The following is a 22,312-nucleotide window of genomic DNA, read 5'->3' as shown; positions in this document are numbered from 1 at the left end:
CACAGTACAAAGCACAAGAATTAGCGCAGTTTAAAAACTGCCGAAATACAGGGCTCCCGCATGGAGATTATGATCTGAGCTTGTGGCGCAGGCGGCCCGGAAGGCACATCCCGCAGGACTTTGAACCGGAGACCCTAAGTGTCAAAAACACGGGCAACCGGAAATGGGAAAAATACCTGCAAAAGGCAGGCAGGCTTCAGTCAGGGGGCTGGCTTTTAATTCTCCTTAACGAAGAAATTATACAGCGGCAGAACCGCCCCGGAATCTAACCGGGTTCCCTAGAATGGTCCGAGATTGTCGGACAGCTGAAGTACAAACACGACTTAGGAGATTCTAACAAACCTTCGCATTGGGTCAAGAACTTCTAGACATTTTCTCGAAAGTTTCCTCTCAGCCCTTGGGAGAGTAAGGATGAGAAGGCAACGAACACAACTTATCCACAATTGTTCGTTTCTTGTTCATAACTTTTTAACAATCTGTTTTTATAACAAAATATTTATAACAATTTTAAATAACTCAAAAAGACTTATTCATTTTCTCCAGACAGCTCAACAAAACTTCACGCTCTGAATCTGACATTTCAGAAGTAAGCTCATCAATCAGACGTAAATGCAACCGATCATGTTCTGCAAACATCGCTTCGCCAGATTCAGTCAATTCAACAACAATTGACCGGCGATCCGAGTCATGAGGTTTACGACAGACAAATCCCTTAGTTTCAAGCCTGTCAACGAGAACAGTCAGAGTTCCAGTGGTTATGCCCATAAGTTGCGCAAGCTCTTTCATCCGTTTGGGTTTATGAATGCCGAGCACCTCAAGAATATGCATCTGAGGCAGGGTTACCCCCTTCCCGCGCACGATATCATGCTCCCATGATGACAACTTTTCGTAAAATTCTATAACCGAGTGATTAAGCTTGCTTAAAAGGGCCACTGACTCTCCATTTCATTACATCGTTGTATAGCTGTATATTCCAAAAGCTATTGTCATTACACCCGCAGTTCTCATAACAAGAGGTTCCACCCAGCCCTGCTCCAACGTACGGACAAATCCGGCTGCTTTATAAATAGCATAAATCACAACGGAAAGCGCAATAGCGGTTCCAAGTGCATAGCTTGCAAAGACTGCTGTCCCCTTCAAAACACTGCCGGAATCAAGAGCATACGAATACATAATTGCAACAGTCGGACACGGCACGACCATATTAAAAAAGCCGACAGAAAACAGTCCCCAGAAAGTCACACTGCGGATTGCAGACGTTGATTCAGAGTGATGATCTCCGCACTGACAACCATGCGCGTGCCCGTGAGAATGATCGTGATTATGACTGTGCTCATGATCATGGTCATGGCTGTGAAGCAACTCCGGCTTAATAATCAAAACAGCCCCCAGAGCGACCAAAACACAAACGGTGATAACATCTACGACGTAAGTTAGCGAAGCAGGGATCGTCAAGGATATCGACCCCAAAGTAAAGCCGATAACAAGACAGGCAAGAGTTGTACCCATAATAAAAGCAGAGGTCAGAGAAAAAACGCGCCCGCCCTTCTTTTCCCCATAAATAAAAGGTGCAAGAATAAGCCAGGAATGACCGCACGGATTAATCCCATGAATGAGTCCCAGAAAAAGACTGCTTTGCAATGCGACGAGAAATATTGTTTCAAATTCCATAAGAATCCCTTTGTTTTTTTGTTTGATAGTCAAACAATCAGTGTTTCAAGATTCTTTGCATAGAATTAGTTTGATAGTCAAACAATATTTTCATAAAAAAAAGAAGTTTTCTCATTAAGAATCCTTCTTTTTACAAATGCGGTTTCGCCCTTTTCAAAGGCTGGACAATTTCATCAGTCCATAAAATTTATATTAACAAAAGGTTGAACAATAAAATAGATACCCATACCTGCGATAAGAACACCCGCAAAACGGCGAAATAAAGTTCCGCCACGTTGCCATGTACTACTGGACAACATTTTTTGAACCAGAGCCGCAGATCCACCGGCAACAGCAATAGGTATACAGTGCCCGATGCCAAAAAGAACAATAAAAACAATACCGGTAAAAATCTTCTCCTGCACTGTAATAACAGCCAAAATAGGAGCAATAAAACCAAAAGTGCATGAACCGGACAGCACGCCGTAGGCAAGTCCCAAAATAAAGGCTCCGGACATTCCTTTAACCTTTAATTTGGACATGAGCCCCCCGGAGATAGAACATCCCGAAAAACCCAGCATGTCCAAGGCAACCCAGATAAGAACAAATCCGACTATAACCGTCCAATATGGGCCGACATCACCCAGCATACGCCCGAGGAAAGCGCATATCACGCCAATGACTGCAATTGTAATAAACAACCCCACAGTGAAAACCACTGCATAAAGAGTGGCCAGCCTACCCTCAACTAATTTATTCTGACCGGCGACATAGCCGACAATGAGCGGAATAGATGCAAGATGACAGGGGCTGAAAAGCACGCTCACCATTCCCCACAAAAAACATCCCGCCGCCCCGAGAACCAGGCCGCCAGTCATCCATTCATTAATAAGGATAAAGAACTGATCCATACAGTTACTCTACGCCCAGCCCTTTAAGCACTTTTACAATTTCTTCCTTACTGAAGTAGCCCGTGTGGCGCATTTTCTCTTTGCCGTCTTTATCATAAAAGATCTGAGTAGGTATGGTACTTATACCAAATTGGGAAGCTTCGCCGGGATTCTTCCAGACATCAATAAAGACAATAGCCGCTTTACCCTCATATTCCTTCGACAGAGACTCGATAACCGGAATCATCATTTTACAGGGAACACACGCTTTAGCCCCGATATCAACCATTGTAACAATGCCTTTAACGGGAACCGCCTGAGGAGCTCCGGATATAAGCTCTTCGGCTGTGGGATTTGCCAAAGCACTCGCAGGGACAACTATACTGAGGAGCATTAAAACTGAAAAAAAATGTTTTATGATCTGAATCACTTTCATACAAAATCCCCTTTTGCTCACCCGCAAGGGCTTACCAATAATATTAACCAGTTATCCAGCTAAGAACGTCATTCTTGCTCGGAACTCTTCCGACAATCTTCACTTCTCCATCAATCGCAACAGCAGGAGTGGAAAAAACACCGAAAGAAGCAATTTCTTGAAAATCTGAAATCTTTACCACTTCAATTTCAAGCCCTGCTTCAAGCACAGCTTCCTTAACTATTTTTTCAGCCTTCACACATTTGGGACACCCCGGTCCCATAACTTGAATTTTCATACTTATTCTCCTTTTAGATTACTAAAGAGCAACACCTTTTGACAAAAACAACAATATCACCACTATATTCATGATTTACTTACTTGTCTATTTGGCAATTTAGCCAAACGTCACTTTTTGTCAACCATAACTCTTGACCACTGGTACAACACGTGCATATTTTTATTATAAGGAGCAAAATTTGCCCAATTTATATTGCTGAATCCACTATGAATTAAGCAACCAGCTATCCGGCAACAATATTATCGGACTTCAGCCCTCATGCCGGACAGAATTGAATAACAAAGCTGATCACCTGTGATTACAACATGTTCCTAAAGCTTCTACACAGTGTGTCAGCTCATTGTGGACTAAATGCGGAGGCCGAAATGGATAAGCGCGATCACAACAAACTTTTCAACGAGTATGAACTGGCATCAATGCTCGAGAATAATATAAACAGCATCAAGTCTCAGGTAGATGCCATTAAAGGGAAAAATTTTCTTAACACACCTGCGGATAAAATTATCGCCCGGCTGGTTATGAAAAATTCACTGAACCAGTTAAAGCTTTACGAACACCTTATACAGGCACACTGCCCGATCAAATGCAAGATCGACGTTTCGGACGACTCTTTAAGATTCACCGACGGCAGAAACCGTCAAAGCTTTATCGATGGTATCAAGGTCCGTATCGAAATTCCCTTCTCCGGGGATGAGCGGCTTTGGCAGTTGCAGCCGTCCGTTTTCCACGTGGGCGGTGGTCCGGCTTTCAGAGTGAAAAAGGGCAGGATCGTCAAAGATTATATCCACCCACAGCATGCTGACCATGATCAGGTCAAATCTGAATTCCTGCAGAATCTAAGCGAGATCAAAAAATATCTCCACTGGCAGGATATGGATATCCAACGATACAAAGAGGCAATCCGTGAGACAGCAGAGGAAGCTGTAGCGGAACGAAGAGCCAAGCTCCAAAAGCTGGAAATGTTAAGAAAACGCCCTATTATAAACATGAAGCATAGGGACAGATCTGCGGACTTCAGCCCGATCAACGTGCGAAAAAAACTTTGCTGTCTCCTTGGCAACCGTAACGACATAAAACCTGAACCATGTATAACTGAAAATGATTTCATAAATATTATCAAAGTGATCAGGCATACTGGTTGCAGTTGCGAAAGAACTCCCAGAGTTTTCAGAGTTCACAATGAAAATGAGTTACGCGACATCATCATTTCCACCCTCAACACTCAGTTTGAAGGCAACACGGAAAATGATATTTTCATGAAGGAAGGCAAAACATCCATATCCATCTCAAAAAATGGGAAAAGTGTCTTTGTCGGTATTTGCAAGATATGGAGCTGTAAAAAAAGATTCATGGAAACCATTAATCAGCTTCTGAATTGTGAGTCATGGCAAGACTGCAAAACCACGCTAATCATATTCAATAAAAACCAAAAAGAATTTGCAGAAGTGCTGAACCTCGCAATGCAGATGATTAAGACACACCCTAATTTCATATCCTTTGACAATGAATTTGATGAAAATGAATGGCATTTCACCATGCAGGCAACAAACAATAAATCGTGCAGAATAAGTATGCGTGTGATGATATTCAATCTCTATGCCGAAGAAACAAAACCATGCCTGCGCCTGACTAAACAGGAAATGGATTTCTTCAGGCCTGACACAACAGCCCCCCACCGTTCTTAAAATGGGCTAAAAATATAGTGCTTTAAAAAGCTTTCGACAGTAATGTCCTCTAATAAACAGCCTAATCCTGTCGGAGTTCACATATATGAAGGTCTTTTTCAGTAAAAAAACAACTACATGGATAGTACTGCTAGTCATTGCATTACTCCCGCTCCCCTCCATCGCCAATTATATGCAGCGGTTTGTTGTCCGCAACGGAGTTGTCACAGCTTATCGCTATGAAGTACGGGCCCCTATAGATGGAGTAGTTAATAATATTACTGTTACCCCGGGAATGTCTTCTGCCGGCAAAACGATTTTAACACTGGGAAACAGACGGGCAACAGGACAATACGAAACACTGGAAAAAGAATTGCTGTCACTGGGCAAACAACTTGAAGATAATAAAAACAAGCTTTCAAAATATATAAACAGGCTCGAGAGAGACATAAACCAAAGCCTTGCAATCCTGAAAGCCCGCCTGACCGGAGAAGAAGCTTCTAAAGTGGAATCAATACACCGTCGGAACCGAATCAACAAACTTGTTGTTGCCTCTGTAGCAACACAGGAAGATGCCGACCAAGTCGAATCTAAATTTCAAAAAGCTGATTCTCAAGTCAGAACAACCCTTTTAGAAATTGAACAACTAAAACATCGGCGTAATATGGTGAATCAGGGAATGCTGCCCAACGACCTGTCTGACGGAGCACTTCAGGTCCAAAGGAGAATTAATGAACTGCACCAAAATATTCTCGCCTGCAAAAGAAGAATGAGTGAATCTGAAACTGATTTCACGACAGGCACAACTTATCAGCAAAAACCTGAAACTGACCGAAATAATAGATTTGCAAGAGCTTCCGTCAAACTGCCTGATACCGCTGTAGTATGGGAGGTTGATGTACAAAACGGCATGGAAGTAGCCAAAGGAGACCGCCTCCTTTCGTACATTGACAGAAGCCGCCTTATGGTTGAAGTCGCCATTGACGACGCAACACTTGAGCTGATTGAACCCGGCCAAGCTGTTAAAGTCCGTCTGTTCGGCCGGAGCGATTTTATCGAAGGAAAGGTCATCCGGGTCATGGGATCAGCAGGTCTCTGGCACACCAGTCTTTTTGCCGCCGACATCAAATCCCGCTCTTCCCGTGATGGCCGGGTACTGGTTCTGATCAAGGATGAAAATCTTTACAATCACGTTGGTAAATTTTGTGGAGTAGGCCGGACAGCGTATGCTGAATTTGAAGGGATAGGACTCATGGAACAATATTTCGGAGTATTTCTAAGATGAGTTTTCGGGATTGTGCGCTAACCCCCGACCAGATGGAAAAAGAAAAAGCTGTATTCTGGGCCATAGTTCTCGATACAATAATTCTGGCTTTTTTCACCATAACAGGGCTTCTTTCCGGCTCAATGACAGCGCTCTCCGAAATCATCAGATTCATGCTTCTATTAACCATTGAATATGTTTCCTACGCTGTGTTGAAACGGGCACACAGGGGCAGATTCAATGAATTCGAATACGGAACCGGTAAAATAGAACGCATAACAAACCTAATGGTTGCATTCGGCCTGCTTTTAAGCAGCCTGTACATCCTTTCAAAAATATTTTCTTCAAATGACGGCGCGCCGATATCAATGAACTGCCTGATCTTAACAATACTAAGCGCCACCATAAATCTCATGGCCAATTACTACTTTTCCATATCATTCATCAGGTCTAACAGAACAGAAGCCTCAATGATCATTTCCTCCCAGATTGCAGCCAGAATAGCCAAAACAGTATCCTCAGCCGTTGTTCTGTGTGTTCTAATGCTTACACTATGGCTGCCGGACCCAAGATCAGCTAGAATTGTTGATTTAATCGGTTCAATTTTTCTTGTAACTTATATGATTTACATTGCTTACGAATTGATCAGGGAAAGTTTGCCGGAAATTCTTGACCGAACAATTCCCGAACCAGAACACTATCAATTGCTGAAAATCCTAGCTAAAAACTTTGATCAGTATGACGGCTTTAACGGCTACAAAGCCCGCAGATCCGGTAAAGACTTATTTATTCTACTGAGCCTGAATTTTTTACCTAACCGCACAATAGAACAAATCGAAAAACGCCTGCTACCAATCCGGCAAGCCATTGATTCCGAGATTCCAGGTTCAACCGTTACCATTGAATCTAAAATTATGAGCTAAAAACTACAGGGCTACGCTCTCAACATACTTGGAATAATCATAAATGAAAAAAATATAGCAACCTCAACTATTATCGTTGCAAATAAAGTTATTAATAAATTTAAAAAGAAATTGGGTTCGGCAAAAAACTTTCTTTGAAACCCGCTTTTCAAACAACAAACAGACCCGCAAAAAATCACTATTAAATTAAGAATATACCTAGATCCTTAAATTAGATCACGACTTTATCTTATTAATAAAAAATCTCTCCTGTATGACTCTGTCATATATGGAGAGATTTTTTATTTGTTTCACAACTCATGTGAAAAATCACCCAAGGGGATTGACATCATTCTTCAGCTCCGTTAGAAAGTAATCACTCAGTGTCGAATGTCGACATTCATACAATCGTCATTTTAACAAAAACCAACCTCACTAACCTTTCCCGTTTGGGGAAAAGAGATGAGTAACAATAAGACTATCGAAACAACGAAAGTTCCTGCTGCAAAAAACTCTTACTTACAAAAAATTTCTATCAGTGATTTTCAGGCTGTAAATACTGCCTACAGTTCCTTTCAAATTGCAGCCTTTCCGCTGAACGCAAACATCGAAATGGAAGCTATTATTAATCTCAAATAATTTTAACTTAACATGGAGGGTTTAATGAATCTCGCTAAATTTCCCAGACGTGGATATGTAACAGATGCAACACCTATCGAAGCAGTTCCTGCTTTCTCTAAAGCACTCGGTGGCAAAGTAAACATCTTTATCAAACGTGATGACCTGCTTCCCGGTTGCGCCGGCGGTAACAAAACTCGCAAGCTCGATTTCTGTATAGCTGATGCTCTCGAAAAGGATTCAGATACCATCATTACCTGCGGAGCTGTTCAGTCCAACCATTGCCGCCTGACTCTTTCATGGGCTGTAAAAGAAGGTATGGATTGTCACCTTATTCTGGAAGAACGCGTAAAGGGAACTTATTCTCCTCAGGCTTCCGGTAATAATTTTCTTTTTCAGCTCATGGGTGTGAAAAGTGTAACAGTTGTTCCCGGCGGCTCCGACATGATGGGTGAAATGAAAAAACTGGAAGCAAAACTTTCCGGTGAAGGTAAAAAGCCTTACATCATTCCAGGTGGAGCCTCCAACACAATCGGTGCAACGGGTTATGTTTCCTGCGCAGAAGAAACTCTACAGCAGCTTTTTGAAATGGGTCTTAACATTGACCACATGATTGTTCCCAGCGGCAGTGCCGGAACCCACGCCGGCGTAGTTGTCGGTATGGTCGGTTGTAACGCAGGTATCCCCGTATCCGGTATCAACGTTAGCCGTCCTAAAGATGTTCAGGAAGGAATTGTGCACAAACTGGCTCAGGAAACCGCAGAACGCGTTGGCGTTAAGGGTTCCATTGCCGCTGAGGAAATAACCTGTTTCGACAGCTATGTCGGCCCCGGTTATTCCCTGCCTACCGACAGCATGGTTGAAGCTGTCAAACTACTTGCTTCCACCGAAGGGATTCTACTTGATCCCGTTTATTCCGGCAAAGCAATGGCCGGCCTTATCGACCTCGTCCGCAAAGGACATTTTCCCGAAGGAGCCAATGTGCTGTTCCTGCATACTGGCGGCTCTCCCGCGCTTTACGCGTACCTTGATACTTTTATGGATTAGTTTTTACTGGCCTGCACTTTAAAAGTGCGGGCCTTTCTTTTGTAAATTCAAAGTCTTTGCTTTACACGCTTTGAAAAACCAAAAACCACCCTTGGTTCTATATAAAGAGTAAAATTGACTCTTTTAATGAAATAGACACAAATTAACTTTTCAGGAGGATGAATATGAAACTGTACCACAAAATATTATTAGGTCTGATACTAGGGATTATCACCGGACTTATTTTAGGTGAGAAAGCTGCTTATCTTAAACCAATAGGTGACATTTTTATTCGCTGCCTCCGGGTGATTGTTGTGCCTTTAATTTTGTCAACTCTTATTACAGGTGTTGTCAGTACCGGAGACGTTCGCAACCTCGGCAAGCTTGGAATAAGAACTCTTGCTTATTTTATGGGAACCACCACCATTGCCGTGATCATCGGCCTTATTGTTGCAAATTTTATACAGCCCGGAACCGGCCTTTCCCTTGGTGAGATTGCCACTATCAAACGTCCAGAAACAATAGCCCCCATGCAAATGATTGTGAACATGTTCCCAATCAACCCGATGGAGTCTCTTGCGAAAGGCCGCGTCCTTCAAATTATTGTCTTTGCAATTCTTTTCGGAGCGGGTCTGTCTATGACAGGAAAAGCTGGAGAACCTGTTAAAAAGTTCTTTGAAGGTGTTGCTGAGGTTATGTTTAAAATCTCTGACATCGTTATCAGCTTTGCACCTTATGGTGTTTTTGCCCTGATTGCATGGACTACAGGTAAATTCGGTCTTGATATTCTCCTGCCCATGGGCAAGCTCATTTTGGCAACTTTTATAGCTTGTTCCATTCATGTTTTGTTCACTTATACAGGACTCATCGTGCTAATTGGCCGGATCTCCCCTGTGTCTTTCCTTAAAAAAGTCATGGAACCGGCAATGATTGGACTGTCTACTTGTAGCGCAGCAGCAGCGTTTCCTTTTTCCATGCGCGCACAGAAACAGTTAGGAGTTCCTAAAAAGGTTTTCGGTTTTACCATGCCTATGGCATTAACCATAAATATGGACGGAACAGCTCTTTATCAATCAGTTGCAGCAATGTTTGTGGCTAATGCGTTTGGAATTGAACTGACCCTTACCCAGCAGGCAACCATTGTTATTACTGCGGTTCTTGCTTCTATTGGAACAGCCAGTATCCCCGGTGGCGGATTGATCATGCTGACCCTAGTTCTCGAATCGGTTGGGCTTCCTCTCGAAGGTATCGCCATCGTAGCCGGTATTGATAGAGTCCTAGATATGTTCCGCACAACTACCAATATCTTCGGCGATAACTCTGCTGGTGTTGTCGTGGCTGCTCTCGGTGGAGAGCTTGATCGTAAAATAGCTGCTACAAGTCTTGATCAGCTTGAAGATATCGAGTCTCACAGCTAATTAAAAGCGCTAATATATCTTAATCTTTGCGGGGCTTTCATCACTGAAAGTCCCGCAATTTTTGTTTCTGATTAATTCTGTTGACTTAGATTAATAATTGAATTCTTAATGTCACTCGCACGAACCTGCACGATTTTATTTACAAAATAAATGAATAACAATTAAAACGAGACAATCTCGACAATTCTTAAACTTTTCTATATCTATATGAATACAATTTTTAATATTATTATTAACAGTAAAGATGCTCCCTTTAGCTCAGGATATCCCGTGTCCGGCATAAAAAAACAAATTTATAGTGAACAAGTCGCCGAATATATCAAACAGTGCATTCTTGAGGGAAAATTATCTCCGGGAGATCCTGTTAAAGAAGTTATGCTTGCAAAAAAGCTTGGAATCAGTCGTGCCCCCATCCGTGAGGCCCTTCAAATTCTTGCACGCGAAGGACTGATCCATTCTGAACCTCAGAAAGAAAAGTATGTCTCAGCCCTGACCTCCAAACAAATAGTAGACAGCTATTTTACAGGAGCAGTTCTTGAGGCTGCCGCCGTATCACAGGCTTTAGAGTTTTATACAGACGAAGACATCTCAAATCTTGAAAAAGTTGTGCAAGAGATGCACCTTGTCGTTGAGTCAAAAAAACCAACCGAATCTCTTACTGCCCTCGACAGTACTTTTCATAATATCCTATTTTCACGCATTGATAACGATCTACTTATCGATCTATGCCGCCGTTCCTGTCAGGGAATTTCAAAATTCCTGCTCTATAAACACTGGATAAACCTTTATTCTCCGCAACAGGTATATGATCGCCATCTGATTATTTTAGAAGCAATAAAATCCGGCAAGCCAAACAAGCTCGAAAAAACAATCCGCAAGCATTATACAGATTCAGGAGAGCGTATGTCTCGCTACGGAGTAGATGTGATTGATACTCAAATAGAGAAACAGGTTCGCTAATAACTGTACCCCTGCGTCATATGCGACGACTTACACTCTAGAATTGGATGATATCGCCACCACTTTTTTTGCCATAAAAAAGCCGCTCCTGATTACTCATTATTGAGTACTCCAGAAGCGGCTTGGAATCCTTAATTCAGCACCAACCGAAAACAAGATAAACACTTGATTTATTTAACTTTATTCAACAGTAACGCTCTTGGCCAAGTTTCTAGGCTGATCAACATCCTTACCCAGATAATCCGCTGTTTCATATGCGAATAGCTGCAAAGCAGGAAGAGCCATAAACGCGTTTAACGGCCCCCATACTTCGGGTAAAATCCAACGGTGCTCAACATCAAGCTCTACGCCGGGATTGGTAAGAGCGATGATTTCTCCACCTCTGGCCTGCACTTCCACCAGATTGGATTTAACCTTGGGGAAAAGATCGTCTTTCAAGGCCATAGCAAAGGTCGGAAAATTAGAATCAATTAACGCGATGGGACCGTGCTTCATTTCTCCGGCAGCGTAACCTTCTGCGTGGATATAGGAAATTTCCTTAAGCTTTAAAGCGCCTTCAAGGGCAAGCGGGAAGTACTGTCCGCGACCCAGATAGAAAAAGCTGCTTGCTTCGGAATATTCGCGGCTAAGCTCCTTAGCCCTGAGGCGCATAGCGGGAAGTTCTGCATCCAGAATTGAAGGAAGATTGCGTAAATCTTTAACGGCGCGGCTGTAAGTTTCCTCATCGATTGTCCCTTTGCGCTTTCCCCAGTAAAGAGCCAGCAACAACAATGCTGTGAGCTGACTGCACATAGCCTTGGTGGAAGCGACGCTGATCTCAGGCCCGGCCTGTGTATACATAATGTAGTCTGATTCACGGGCAACGCTGGAACCGACCACATTACAAAGACCAAGAATCGGAAGTCCCTTTTGCTTTGCAAGCTTAATCCCTGCCAAGGTGTCAGCCGTTTCTCCGGACTGACTGATAGCGAGCGCGAGGCCTCCCTTGCTCAAAATAGGATCACGGTAACGGAATTCCGAAGCGATTTCGACATCCACAGGAATTTTAGCCCACTGTTCTATGAGGTATTTACCCCAAAGTCCGGCATGATACGAAGTTCCGCAAGCGATAATATGCAACCTTTCGGGTGGCGTCATGTCTGCGATTTCCGGCAGAATAACTTCACGGTTATTCGTATCTATACGCCCGGCCAGACAGTCTGAAATGACTTTAGGCTGCTCAAAAATTTCTTTGATCATGAAATGTTTATGCCCGCCCTTCTGTGCGGCCTGAACATCCCAATTGATAGTGCGAACTTCTTTTTCAACAGGCTCAAGAGTGTCTGCCCTGAAAACTTCCCATGAAGATGAAGTAATCTTGACCAGCTCGCCGTCCTCAATAAAAACAACTTCGCGGGTATACGGAAGAAATGCAGGAATATCGGAAGCAACAAAATTTTCGCCAACTCCGACACCCATTACCAGAGGACTGGAAACACGGGCGGCATAGACTATTCCGGGTTCATCCACACTGACGAGAGCAATCGCATATGCCCCTTCAACCTGATTAAGAGCCCATGAAATAGCTTTAAGCATAGTTTTAGTATGCTTACGGCCCTCAGCAATAAGATTTACCAGAACTTCTGAATCTGTATCAGAGCGGAATTCATATCCCTTAGTAGCAAGCTCGGCCTTTATTTCCTGATAATTCTCAATAATCCCGTTATGAATCATGGCTATTTTTTTATCATGATCAAGATGAGGATGAGCATTTTTTTCTACAGGAACGCCATGAGTAGCCCAGCGGGTATGCCCTACTCCGAAAGTGGAATTGGTGACATTGATATGAGACAGTTTTTCATCAAGAGCCGCAAGCTTTCCTTCTGCACGAACAAGATCAATTTCCTTATTCTGTACGGTTGCAACCCCCGCAGAATCATATCCGCGATACTCAAGTCTTCTCAGTCCTTCAACTATTAGAGGCACTGCGGGACGATGCCCGGCATATCCTATGATTCCACACATATATAAATGTCTCCTGATTATTATATTCGGTAGGCAAATATCAAAAAATTTTATCTAACCGTGAACTTTCTTTTGAAACTCCGGCCACTGAGCCATAAGTGCCCGTAGAGCCTTCCCTCTGTGTGAACGTGAATTTTTGGTTTCACGAGTCATTTTTGCAGCAACGCAACCGAGTTCCGGATCAAAAAACAAAGGATCATAACCGAAACCTTCATCGCCTGAAAGTTCAAAAGCGATACGTCCGTCCCAGTCACCACGGCTTTGTATACGGATATTGTCAGGAGTGGCGGCAACCATCACACACACAAAACGGGCTGTGCGCTTTGCTTCTTCCACACCTTTAAGTTCATCAAGAAGCTTGCTGTTATTTTTTGCGGGAGTTGCATCCTCTCCGCTATATCTTGCGGAATAGACACCGGGTCTGCCGTCTAAAGCGTCAACTTCCAAGCCGGAATCGTCAGCAACAGCAATAAACCCTGTGATATTAGCGACAGTCTGCGCCTTGATTATAGCATTTTCCAGAAAAGTTTCACCCGGTTCAGGTATTTCACCGATCTCAGGATACTCATCAAGACCCTTTACTTCTAATTCGAAATCTTTAAGAAGCTCTTTAAATTCAGCTATCTTTCCCTTATTACTGGTGGCAAGCACTACTGTTTTCAAACCCGTCTCCCATGCAATATATTTAAATCTACGGATGAAAAAATCCGCACCATTAAGTTCATCAATAATATGATGAGAGACTAATACTCGCTAGCAGTTTTTTACGCAACCGCCATAGGCGGAGGCAAAAACAAAGTAACACTTGTTCCTTCACCTTCACGGCTTACCAGTTCAATTTCTCCGCCGAAGTCTTCCATAATTTTTTTAACCATCGACAACCCCAATCCATTTCCATTAATTTTAGTAGAATAAAAAGGATCAAAAACCCGCTCACGCTTTGCGGCAGGAATTCCGGGGCCGTCATCACTCACTTTCAGCCATACCCGATCATCGGTTACTCCGGTTGCAACGCGGATCAGACCGCCGTCCGGCATGGCCTCCATCGCATTCATAACCAGATTTATAAGACACTGCTTCACCTGCTCCGCAGCCCCTTGTCCAACCGGATTATGCGAGTCCAAATCAAACTCAACGTCAACTCCCTGCTGCTTACACTCCAAAGACAGCAGACGCATAGCACCTTCAACCTCGTCATTGACATTAAAAGCAGCTATTTCAGTGTCATGCGACCTTACAAAACTCAATATATCTTTTAAAAGGGTTTCCAGACGTTTGGCCTCTTCAAAAATTATCTCTATTTTTTCATGCCCGTCATGGTCTATGCTCATATTTTTCATTAAAACTTTTGCGAATCCCCCCATAGCCACAAGAGGATTACGAATCTCATGTGCAACATATGCAGCAAGTTCACCAACTGTGGCCATACGTTCAGCCTGCCGCAATCGTTGTTCCATGAGAGTTCTTTGAGTTATATTTCTCCGCATAATAACAAGCTGAACAACCCGTCCGACCTGTTCATCTGAAATAGGATAAATATAAATTCTGAAAAAATTAACTTTGCCTTCAGAGTCTTCTTCCGAAAGCATCAGTTCTCCGCGCTTGCCTTTTTCCATGGCCCCGACATCAATAACACCGTTCTTTACAGGGCAAACAGTTGCGATCGATTCATAATATTTCAAAGGATTCTTATTCCGTATTTTTCTTATCTCTTCCCCGACCAAATCAGAAAAATGCTTATTACAATCCACTATCATTCCTGTGGACCCAATTATCATAATCTCTTCAGGAAGTTGATCCACCACACATTTAAACAAAGCCTGAGTCTGCATGAGATCTACTTTGCAAGCGACCCACAGACGGTCAGTGGCCTGAAGTTTAAGGAAAAACCGGGCAGCAGGAAGCTCCACCAGAGAAATATGAGCAGGCAAAATTTTACGAAGAGTGTTCACCCGCGAGTGGTCACCGGAAAGTTCAAAAACCATGGTAATTTCAGGGTGGGACGTAAGCATATCCTCAATCTGTTCATATATAGGGATATCAAAATCAGCAGCGACGCCATTTGCTTTGTAATCGGCAAGAACCCCTGCAATCAACTTGATATCGTCCTCTTCCCTTTTGCTCTCCCGCAACAACTGGACAAGTGAAGATATCACCGCAGAATCTCCAAGAATCCCGATGTAATCGCAATGAGTTTCACGCAATAGGCTTTCAAACATAATCTCTCCATTTCAATAGATAGATAATCCGTGTTGAGAATAAACTATTTTCGAAGAAAAGCACAATCGAGAAACGATGTATTTCCAGCTTTGCAGATATAAAAGAATCGGGTAAACATTGCGAAACACAAGTTAGCAGACAATTTACCGCCGAATCATTACAAATCTAAAATATTTTTCTCAAATGGAACAAATTTCATGTCTATTAAAAAAATCAGAGTTTTCACCATCAGCCTTGGTTGCCCAAAAAACAGAGTAGATACCGAAAGAATGCTCGGAGCCTTGGGTGACAACATGATCGCAGCCGAATCTCCGGAAGAATCCGATCTTGTTCTTATAAATACATGCGGCTTCATCCAGCCCGCGGTCGAAGAATCCGTACAGTCCATTCTAGAATCCGCTGATGCCATCGCAGACATTACTCCTAAACCTATTCTTGCCGTAGCCGGATGTCTTGTCAGCAGATATGGCAAACTGGAAGAAGAGATGCCCGAAGTGGATCTGTGGCTTTCAACATTTGACCTGGATACATGGCCTGCTCTTGCTGCCAAAGCCCTTAAAAGAGAACTACCACAAGAACATCAGAGAGCACTTAGTACAGGACCTGCTTTTGCTTACCTTAAAATCAGTGAAGGATGTTCTCATTCATGTAACTTTTGTACAATTCCTTCGATTCGTGGACCTCAAGTCAGCCGTGAACCTGCAGGCTTAATAACCGAAGCAAAACAAATTCTCGCACAAGGCGTGCCGGAAATAGTCATAGTCGGACAGGATTCCACCGCTTATGGATCAGACTTAAGCAACCCTGATGCAAATTTAAAATATCTGATTGAACAGCTTCTGCCTCTTGAAGGTCTTGAGTGGCTGAGACTTATGTACCTCTATCCGGCAGGACTGACCGACTCGATGCTGGAATTTCTGGCTAAGGCCGGCAAACCCTTTCTGCCGTATTTCGATATACCGATTCAGCACGCTCATCCGGATATACTATCTTCAATGGGCCGCCCCTTTGCCCGTGATCCGCGTAAAGTGATCGACAGGGTTCGCAAACACATTCCTGATGCGGTCCTGCGCACCAGTATTATAGTCGGGTATCCCGGTGAAACAGATGAACATTTTAAAGAACTTCTAAAGTTTGTGAAAGAAACCAGATTCCAAAACTTGGGAGTTTTCGCCTATCAAGCCGAAGAAGGCACACCCGCCGGAGAGATGGAGCAACTCCCTGAAGAGCTGCGTGAAGAAAGACGTAAAATTTTGATGGAAATGCAGGCTTCCATAAGCCATGAAATTCTGGAAGAAAAAGTTGGCGAAACCATTCAGGTTCTGGTCGAGGAACCGAACGAAGAATGGGATGGTCTATTTACCGGAAGAGTTTGGTTCCAAGCCCCGGAAGTGGACGGAATCACCTATATCAGCGCACCTGAAGGCGGAGTTGAACTTGCTCCCGGAATGATGGTTGAAGCTGAAATAGAAAGCGTTACTGACTACGACCTTGTCACCTTGGTTCTTCCGTAATATAATTCAACAAAATAAAGACTAAGAGGAGCTCATGTCTGAATTTTCAAATGTAACAGTTACAAAAATGGCCAATGTTTATTTTGACGGAAAGGTTACCAGCCGCAAAGTCTCCTTCACAGACGGATCGTTCAAAACTTTAGGAATCATGCTTCCCGGTGAATATGAATTCGGAACAAATCAAGCGGAAGTGATGGAAATCCTGCAGGGCACCATGAAAGTTCTCTTGCCCGGCACAGAAAATTGGCAGACAGTCACCGCCGGAGAAAGTTTCAATGTGCCCGCCGACTCAAAATTCAAACTGGTGGTTGAAACCCTTGTAGACTACTGCTGTTCATACATAAATTAGATAAAGTTTTGACCTTGAACACGTCCCGGTAGAAAAAATACTGCAATAGATTTTAGCGTGCAAACGTTTCTAATTAATTTCATAAAAGGCTTTTATTCCTGATAAAAGCCTAAGGATACGCTTATGGATTTTTTGAGTACACTGGATGTCGTAATTGGTAAAATTGGTGCGTTCGCATGGGGCCCGCCAATGTTGATTCTGCTTGTTGGAACAGGCTGTTGGCTCACCTACTCACTGCGCGGAATTCAATTTAGCAAGTTGTGGCACGCTCTATACCTTGCCCTTGTTAAACGGAAAGAAGACTCCGATGAACCGGGAGATATTACCCACTTTCAAGCCTTAATGACCGCTCTTTCAGCAACGGTTGGAACCGGTAACATCGCCGGAGTAGCCACCGCTATTGCCATGGGTGGTCCCGGAGCTCTGTTCTGGATGTGGGTTACCGGGCTTGTGGGAATGGCCACGAAGTATGCAGAGGCTGTTCTGGCGGTAAAATACAGAGTTGTGGACGAAAATGGCGAAATGAGTGGCGGCCCGATGTACTATATTTCCTCCGGGCTGAAAATGCCGTGGCTTGGAACTATCTTCGCTATCTGCGCCTCTGTCGCTGCATTCGGTATAGGCAATATGGTACAGTCCAATTCCGTAGCTGATGCAGTGGAAAGCACTTACAATATTTCACCGACCATAACCGGTATCATTCTGATGGTTTGTACTGCCGCAGTTATTCTCGGCGGAATCAAAAAGATTGGTAAAGTAACAGGATTACTCGTTCCGGTAATGATTGTGTTTTACATGGCCGGAGCATCCTACATCATCATTACCAAAATAGCGGAAGTTCCAGCGGCTCTGATTTTCATAGTTGAGCAGGCTTTTAATCCTACTGCGGCTATCGGCGGATTTGCCGGGGCATCAATCATGATGTGTATCAGAATGGGAGTTGCCCGAGGCGTATTCTCAAACGAATCAGGTCTTGGTAGTGCCCCTATCGCGGCGGCGGCGGCACAAACCAAAAGCCCGATCACACAGGCTCTGGTTTCCATGACCCAGACTTTCATCGATACCATCGTAGTTTGTACAATGACAGGTCTCGTTTTGATTCTGACCGGAACATGGTCCGGCGGCGCAACCGGAGCAGAATTAACAACCATAGCTTTTGCTGCGGGTATGCCCGGCGGTGCTCACGTTGTAACAATCGGCTTAATCCTGTTCGCGTATTCGACCATTCTCGGTTGGAGCTACTATGGAGAAAAGTCAATTGAATATCTACTCGGAATCAAGGCTGTACTGCCATACCGAGTGGTTTTTGTATGTTTTGTAGGCATTGGGGCCATCGCCAAACTCAGTCTGGTCTGGAACATTTCAGACACGCTGAACGGATTAATGGCTATCCCGAACCTTATAGGTCTGCTTCTGCTGACTCCAGTGGTTGTATCAGAAACAAACAAGTACTTTAAAAACAAAGAAACGGACAAGAATACCGACATCCCTCTGGGTGAATTTCAAGCATCCGGAAGAAAATCAAAATAATTATAAGCTGACCCAAAAAACAAAAAAGTCCCTGAAGGATATTCCTTCAGGGACTTTTTTTTGATAAACATATCATAAGCTTATTAGGATTCTTTACATATCCAAAATCTCAACAGCTCTGTTTTTAAAAGCCGGGTTATCTATATATTGCGCTATGGCCTCAGCTCCCCGCTCAAAATTATATACTATTTTGCCAACCAGATTTTTGCGGGAACAACTACGCATTTGCGGAGTAAATTTCATTCCCTCTTTACCCTCAAGTACAACTTTATATTTAAGTTTTGTGTCTTGCCCAATAATGCCTGTTGAACCGTTGATCGTAACATCATCATTTACAATAATCAGGACTGCCTTATCTACTACCTTTTTGTTTAAGACAAAACAGCGATTTAATTTATTAATTTCAGAACTGTTAAGATCTAAACTTTTAGCTGAAGCCCCTAAAAAAAATTTATATCCAGCGTTAAGAACAGGTTTGGCAATAGACATCTTGTTTACAAAGAACAACCCGGTACCTATCAAAACAAAAACACCCAACGCCACAGTAAGGCACCAAATCTTTTTTGATTTTTTACTATCCAAAATATTGCCTGCATCAAATAGAAAGTTTCAAAGTTTCCCCCTCATACCCCTGAATTAACTATAAACTTTATAACTGAACAGTCAATCAATATATTACATAAATCAGCTACCCATACGGCATCTTACTATTTTCACATCAGCCTGTTCTTTTTTCTCATACTCTGCGGAAGCTTCAACCGCAGCTGCCCATGAATCAAATTCACCGAACCGCACGCAATACCATGGTCTCTTATTGGAGGATGGAACAGTCACAACATATGCCGAGTACCCTCGTTTTGTCAGATTCCTTCTAACTTTCAAAGCCGAAGACTCACGCCTGTTCGAACTGACCTGCACAGAGTAACGGACAGGTTCAAGGCCGGCCTTAACAATAGGAGAAATTTTGGAAAACTTATTTGGAGTAACGGTTTTTTTTAATTTTGCACTGCTGATATTTTTTACGCGGATATCAAAAAACTGCCACGCGAGAGGCCCGTCAAGCGGCCTGGAATAAATTAAATAACTTCCTTCGCTGTCTGATAAAAAATTAAAAATATCATCTTCCTGCACTTTCATGGAGGAAACAGTTTTACCCGTCTTTCTGTCCACAACTTTAAGCTGAACTCCGGGATATATTCCACCTTCTTCCATGGCGAAAGAGATAGTAGAGTTAGCGGAAAAAACAGCTACACCCTTAGGAGATTCAGGCTTTGTCAGTAGTTTTAACCCCGTATACGCAGGAGACTCCGTGCGAACTGGAAGTGGCAGACTCATTACAGGATCACCATAAAAAATCAGATCATATATCGGCCCCAGATTTTCTCCGCGACGACGGTTCTGCACAAACTGAGCTCGAGCCTCTGACAGAGCCTCAGCAATTCTATACTTTCCACTGAAATATGCCTTATGGAACTCAATCAAAATCCGTGAAGTTCCGTCAAAATCAACGCGTGAAATCCGCCCGTCATCAAGTTCAGCCGTTATTTTACCGGAATCACCGCACCCGGTCATAACAGCCAGTCCGGCTCCCCTTGAAAGTACTATCGCCTCGGCAGGGGTGATAGAAGCTGAATTAATCCTCGCAGGTTCACAGGAAGGATTAAGCACAATAGGCAATCCCGGTTTGTAATCGAGACTTAAAATAGCAGATGTGGGCAAAGTTCCGTTCCCGATTTTGAAACCGTCAGCGACAGACTCAATAGCCAGCCACTGAACAGAAGCATCATCCTCAGCAAGGCTCTGACTAAGCCTTTCCGGCTGGCAACCACCGGCTCCGCCGAGATAGCGTATAGCTTCCGGTCCGGCCATGCCTTCCTCTTGTAAACTGAAGAACAAAAGTTCAGGATCAGACAAATAATTTTCTGAAAAACCTTCTCCGCCTATAAACGAAACAGGCCAAGCAGGACGAAAAGCACGATCCACGTACCAGCGTTCATATTTCTGAGCCACAATCACAGCCTCGGCTGCGTTTCGAGCAGGAATTCTACCTACAGGCACAACGTTTTCAGGAGAATCAGCTAGACCTCCATAACCGTAATCAGAAGAATAAACAGAGGTTCCATTTCCAGTCTGAAACTCTGAAACAGGAATAACAAATTTATTACCTAAAATAAGAACTGACATGATCGAGCCGTTCTTATTCAGTTCTGTAATTTCATTCTGAATGTCAGCAACAACAGCCCTGCTAGACTCAGCAGTGCCATTCACCGTTCCGGCATTTAGAAGGATAGAGTCCACACCTTCATATTCTCGATGCAGATATGAAAAAAGCAAAGCAGCCTGCTTAAACTCATCAGTGTAAACGATTATACATTTATCTTTCTCCGTCAGGTCCGCAGTAGAAACCTTTACCGGAACAACGGGAGCTGTCTGAACATTACGAGAAAAGGATCGCAACTTACAGCCGCACATAAGAACAGCTAAGAGGATAAAAACAAGCGGCAATGTGATCCATTTAATTTTACTGATCAACACCCAGACCTCCGAATTTCCACTTTTTTCAGCAGTTCCTCCCAAACCATTTCCACACTTATATCTGTCATACATTTGTGATTATTTTTTGGACATTTACTACCGCCATGAAGACCGCAAGGTCTGCAATCCAACACTTCACCGGATTCAAGAACAGAAGAGTATTCACCTCTGGGAAAAAATCCGAATCTGCGGACAGTCGGTCCGAAAAGGGCAATAAGGGGAACATTTTGAACCCATGCAATGTGCATAGGACCGGAATCGTTGGTGATATATACATCTAGATTTTTAATGTAAGTTGCAAGCTGAGGAAGACTCAATTTTCCGGCAAGATTAATTATTTCAGAAGGGTTGCCTGACTGCTCTGCAATCCGGGAACAAATATCCTCTTCCCCGGGACCGCCAAACAGGATTACCCGAAACCCGGCATCCAGTGATTTTGCAATAGTTGATGCAAAATTCTGCTCGGGCCATTTCTTTGTTTCCCATGTTGAGCCGGGGTGAAAACCTATTACCGGAGTATCCGAAATTTTATCAAAAAAAGCTGATGCGTCTTCGAGTGCAGATTCAGACAAATTCAGTTCGAAGGAAGGAGCAGTGCCGCTAATCCCCAAAGGCAAACCAAGCGCCATCAACCTTTCCACTTCCTCAAATTTATCGAATCTGCGCATAACTCTGTGAGTATAAGCAAAACGATTGAACCACGGCTGATCGTAACCTATGCGTTCAGGAATCCCCGTAGCTCGGCTGACAATGGCGGAGCGCATACTTGTATGTGCTGAAATCCAAAGATCAAAACCTTGCGCACCAAGCTCTCTGCCCAGACGAAAAGCCGCTCCCATTCCTTTTTGATTGCCTCGTTTGGCAAAACCGTGAACAGCAGTAAGCTCCTTTTGTGATTCAAAAAGAGGCTCAACGCCCTTACGCACAAAAAGGTGAATTTCAGCTTCTGGAAAACGCAGTGAAAGAGCTTTGATAAAGGGCAATGTAAGAACGGCGTCTCCAAGAAATGCAGTTTGCCACAAAGCTATTTTTTTATAATTATCTTTCATTAA

General features: G+C 43.4%; 21 protein-coding genes. 10 read left to right on the top strand and 11 right to left on the bottom strand.

Translation table 11 applies throughout. The features are described 5' to 3' along the window. Positions 1-516: 516 nt before the first annotated feature. The 5 genes from BLT41_RS04010 to BLT41_RS03990 form a co-directional block, all read right to left on the bottom strand. Complete coding sequence (locus tag BLT41_RS04010) at positions 517-933, bottom strand: MarR family winged helix-turn-helix transcriptional regulator (RefSeq protein ID WP_092158458.1); 417 nt, start codon at positions 931-933, stop codon at positions 517-519. Between the two features lie 15 nt (positions 934-948). Further along, on the bottom strand, positions 949-1,671 hold the full coding sequence (locus BLT41_RS04005; protein WP_092158456.1) for an urease accessory protein UreH domain-containing protein: 723 nt from the start codon (positions 1,669-1,671) through the stop codon (positions 949-951). Between the two features lie 173 nt (positions 1,672-1,844). After that, positions 1,845-2,561 carry a cytochrome c biogenesis CcdA family protein gene (locus BLT41_RS04000; RefSeq protein WP_092158454.1) on the bottom strand — a complete coding sequence of 239 codons (717 nt, stop codon included), beginning with the start codon at positions 2,559-2,561 and terminating at the stop codon, positions 1,845-1,847. A 4-nt stretch (positions 2,562-2,565) separates the two neighbouring features. Next, on the bottom strand, positions 2,566-2,976 hold the full coding sequence (locus tag BLT41_RS03995) for a thioredoxin family protein (RefSeq protein ID WP_092158452.1): 411 nt from the start codon (positions 2,974-2,976) through the stop codon (positions 2,566-2,568). Positions 2,977-3,019: 43 nt separating this feature from the next. Continuing rightward, a complete protein-coding gene (locus tag BLT41_RS03990; RefSeq protein WP_092158450.1) occupies positions 3,020-3,253 on the bottom strand; it encodes a thioredoxin family protein in 234 nt (77 codons plus the stop codon). Positions 3,254-3,621: 368 nt separating this feature from the next. Between BLT41_RS03990 and BLT41_RS03985 the strand changes: the two genes are divergently transcribed. From BLT41_RS03985 to BLT41_RS03960, 7 genes are all read left to right on the top strand, one after another. Beyond that, on the top strand, positions 3,622-4,941 hold the full coding sequence (locus BLT41_RS03985) for a hypothetical protein (protein ID WP_092158448.1): 1,320 nt from the start codon (positions 3,622-3,624) through the stop codon (positions 4,939-4,941). Positions 4,942-5,026: 85 nt separating this feature from the next. After that, on the top strand, positions 5,027-6,205 hold the full coding sequence (locus BLT41_RS03980) for an HlyD family secretion protein (RefSeq protein WP_092158446.1): 1,179 nt from the start codon (positions 5,027-5,029) through the stop codon (positions 6,203-6,205). Further along, complete coding sequence (locus BLT41_RS03975) at positions 6,202-7,107, top strand: cation diffusion facilitator family transporter (protein WP_092158444.1); 906 nt, start codon at positions 6,202-6,204, stop codon at positions 7,105-7,107. Before BLT41_RS03980 ends, BLT41_RS03975 begins: the two co-directional genes overlap by 4 nt. 441 nt (positions 7,108-7,548) lie before the next feature. After that, the gene (locus tag BLT41_RS17290; protein ID WP_139167323.1) at positions 7,549-7,725 is read left to right on the top strand and encodes a RidA family protein; all 177 of its coding nucleotides are present in this window, start codon (positions 7,549-7,551) and stop codon (positions 7,723-7,725) included. Between the two features lie 24 nt (positions 7,726-7,749). Next, positions 7,750-8,751: a D-cysteate sulfo-lyase gene (gene cuyA / locus BLT41_RS03970; RefSeq protein WP_092158442.1), complete on the top strand. Its 1,002-nt coding sequence runs from the start codon at positions 7,750-7,752 to the stop codon at positions 8,749-8,751. 164 nt (positions 8,752-8,915) lie between these two features. Continuing rightward, positions 8,916-10,148, top strand: coding sequence for a dicarboxylate/amino acid:cation symporter (locus tag BLT41_RS03965; protein WP_092158440.1), 1,233 nt, complete (start codon positions 8,916-8,918; stop codon positions 10,146-10,148). Between the two features lie 270 nt (positions 10,149-10,418). Continuing rightward, a complete protein-coding gene (locus BLT41_RS03960) occupies positions 10,419-11,108 on the top strand; it encodes a GntR family transcriptional regulator (RefSeq protein ID WP_092158438.1) in 690 nt (229 codons plus the stop codon). 180 nt (positions 11,109-11,288) lie between these two features. Here BLT41_RS03960 and glmS read toward each other — a convergent pair whose 3' ends face one another. From glmS to BLT41_RS03945, 3 genes are all read right to left on the bottom strand, one after another. Then, positions 11,289-13,112, bottom strand: coding sequence for a glutamine--fructose-6-phosphate transaminase (isomerizing) (glmS, locus tag BLT41_RS03955; RefSeq protein WP_092158436.1), 1,824 nt, complete (start codon positions 13,110-13,112; stop codon positions 11,289-11,291). Positions 13,113-13,166: 54 nt separating this feature from the next. Beyond that, complete coding sequence (locus BLT41_RS03950; RefSeq protein WP_092158434.1) at positions 13,167-13,775, bottom strand: XTP/dITP diphosphatase; 609 nt, start codon at positions 13,773-13,775, stop codon at positions 13,167-13,169. Positions 13,776-13,876: 101 nt separating this feature from the next. Next, the gene (locus BLT41_RS03945; protein WP_092158432.1) at positions 13,877-15,331 is read right to left on the bottom strand and encodes a two-component system sensor histidine kinase NtrB; all 1,455 of its coding nucleotides are present in this window, start codon (positions 15,329-15,331) and stop codon (positions 13,877-13,879) included. Between the two features lie 198 nt (positions 15,332-15,529). On the opposite strand from BLT41_RS03945, the gene rimO reads away from it, so the two are divergent. From rimO to BLT41_RS03930, 3 genes are all read left to right on the top strand, one after another. Beyond that, a complete protein-coding gene (gene rimO / locus BLT41_RS03940; protein WP_092158430.1) occupies positions 15,530-16,846 on the top strand; it encodes a 30S ribosomal protein S12 methylthiotransferase RimO in 1,317 nt (438 codons plus the stop codon). Positions 16,847-16,880: 34 nt separating this feature from the next. Next, a complete protein-coding gene (gene ppnP, locus BLT41_RS03935) occupies positions 16,881-17,195 on the top strand; it encodes a pyrimidine/purine nucleoside phosphorylase (RefSeq protein WP_092158428.1) in 315 nt (104 codons plus the stop codon). A gap of 123 nt (positions 17,196-17,318) precedes the next feature. Next, a complete protein-coding gene (locus BLT41_RS03930; RefSeq protein ID WP_092158426.1) occupies positions 17,319-18,725 on the top strand; it encodes an alanine/glycine:cation symporter family protein in 1,407 nt (468 codons plus the stop codon). Between the two features lie 93 nt (positions 18,726-18,818). On the opposite strand, the gene BLT41_RS03925 is transcribed toward BLT41_RS03930, so the two are convergent. The 3 genes from BLT41_RS03925 to waaF form a co-directional block, all read right to left on the bottom strand. Continuing rightward, a complete protein-coding gene (locus BLT41_RS03925; RefSeq protein WP_092158424.1) occupies positions 18,819-19,307 on the bottom strand; it encodes a hypothetical protein in 489 nt (162 codons plus the stop codon). 102 nt (positions 19,308-19,409) lie between these two features. Next, a complete protein-coding gene (locus BLT41_RS03920; protein ID WP_244512188.1) occupies positions 19,410-21,260 on the bottom strand; it encodes a C25 family cysteine peptidase in 1,851 nt (616 codons plus the stop codon). Next, positions 21,254-22,309, bottom strand: coding sequence for a lipopolysaccharide heptosyltransferase II (waaF, locus tag BLT41_RS03915; RefSeq protein WP_092158824.1), 1,056 nt, complete (start codon positions 22,307-22,309; stop codon positions 21,254-21,256). The genes BLT41_RS03920 and waaF overlap by 7 nt, the downstream gene beginning before the upstream one ends. Between the last annotated feature and the right edge of the window lie 3 nt (positions 22,310-22,312).

It is taken from the genome of Maridesulfovibrio ferrireducens, assembly GCF_900101105.1.
Lineage (GTDB): Bacteria > Desulfobacterota > Desulfovibrionia > Desulfovibrionales > Desulfovibrionaceae > Maridesulfovibrio > Maridesulfovibrio ferrireducens.
The sequence above is the reverse complement of the archived record's forward strand: the minus strand, read 5'-3'. Positions and strand labels throughout refer to the sequence as shown.

Coding starts and splice junctions, on each gene's coding strand:
- BLT41_RS04005 (WP_092158456.1), bottom strand. CDS start 1,671: ATGGAATTTGAAACAATATTTCTCGTCGCATTGCAAAGCAGTCTTTTT.
- BLT41_RS04000 (WP_092158454.1), bottom strand. CDS start 2,561: ATGGATCAGTTCTTTATCCTTATTAATGAATGGATGACTGGCGGCCTG.
- BLT41_RS03995 (WP_092158452.1), bottom strand. CDS start 2,976: ATGAAAGTGATTCAGATCATAAAACATTTTTTTTCAGTTTTAATGCTC.
- BLT41_RS03990 (WP_092158450.1), bottom strand. CDS start 3,253: ATGAAAATTCAAGTTATGGGACCGGGGTGTCCCAAATGTGTGAAGGCT.
- BLT41_RS03985 (WP_092158448.1), top strand. CDS start 3,622: ATGGATAAGCGCGATCACAACAAACTTTTCAACGAGTATGAACTGGCA.
- BLT41_RS03980 (WP_092158446.1), top strand. CDS start 5,027: ATGAAGGTCTTTTTCAGTAAAAAAACAACTACATGGATAGTACTGCTA.
- BLT41_RS03975 (WP_092158444.1), top strand. CDS start 6,202: ATGAGTTTTCGGGATTGTGCGCTAACCCCCGACCAGATGGAAAAAGAA.
- BLT41_RS17290 (WP_139167323.1), top strand. CDS start 7,549: ATGAGTAACAATAAGACTATCGAAACAACGAAAGTTCCTGCTGCAAAA.
- cuyA (WP_092158442.1), top strand. CDS start 7,750: ATGAATCTCGCTAAATTTCCCAGACGTGGATATGTAACAGATGCAACA.
- BLT41_RS03965 (WP_092158440.1), top strand. CDS start 8,916: ATGAAACTGTACCACAAAATATTATTAGGTCTGATACTAGGGATTATC.
- glmS (WP_092158436.1), bottom strand. CDS start 13,112: ATGTGTGGAATCATAGGATATGCCGGGCATCGTCCCGCAGTGCCTCTA.
- BLT41_RS03945 (WP_092158432.1), bottom strand. CDS start 15,331: ATGTTTGAAAGCCTATTGCGTGAAACTCATTGCGATTACATCGGGATT.
- rimO (WP_092158430.1), top strand. CDS start 15,530: ATGTCTATTAAAAAAATCAGAGTTTTCACCATCAGCCTTGGTTGCCCA.
- ppnP (WP_092158428.1), top strand. CDS start 16,881: ATGTCTGAATTTTCAAATGTAACAGTTACAAAAATGGCCAATGTTTAT.
- BLT41_RS03930 (WP_092158426.1), top strand. CDS start 17,319: ATGGATTTTTTGAGTACACTGGATGTCGTAATTGGTAAAATTGGTGCG.
- waaF (WP_092158824.1), bottom strand. CDS start 22,309: ATGAAAGATAATTATAAAAAAATAGCTTTGTGGCAAACTGCATTTCTT.